This window comes from Scytonema sp. PCC 10023 (assembly GCF_963920835.1).
Lineage (GTDB): Bacteria > Cyanobacteriota > Cyanobacteriia > Cyanobacteriales > Nostocaceae > Kalymmatonema.
Genome location: NZ_CAWUDP010000422.1, coordinates 1 through 234 on the forward strand (window position 1 = coordinate 1; position 234 = coordinate 234).

1 protein-coding gene is annotated in these 234 nt (G+C 50.0%); it reads left to right on the top strand.

Annotated elements, in window-relative coordinates; genetic code table 11:
- A partial coding sequence (locus ACM0OZ_RS49440; RefSeq protein ID WP_414590253.1) for a WD40 repeat domain-containing protein occupies positions 1-234 on the top strand: 234 nt, incomplete at both ends.

The following is a 234-nucleotide window of genomic DNA, read 5'->3' on the forward strand; positions in this document are numbered from 1 at the left end:
AGAGGTCAACAGTGCAGAATTTAGCCCGAATGGTCAACGCATTGTGACTGCATCATCTGACCGCACAGCCAAGGTGTGGGATACAAATGGTAAGCAGCTTGCTACCCTCAAAGGGCATCAGAAAGAGGTCTGGAGTGCAGCATTTAGCCCGGATGGTCAACGCATTATGACTGCATCATATGACCGCACAGCCAAGGTGTGGGATACAAATGGTAAGCTGCTTGCTGACCTCAA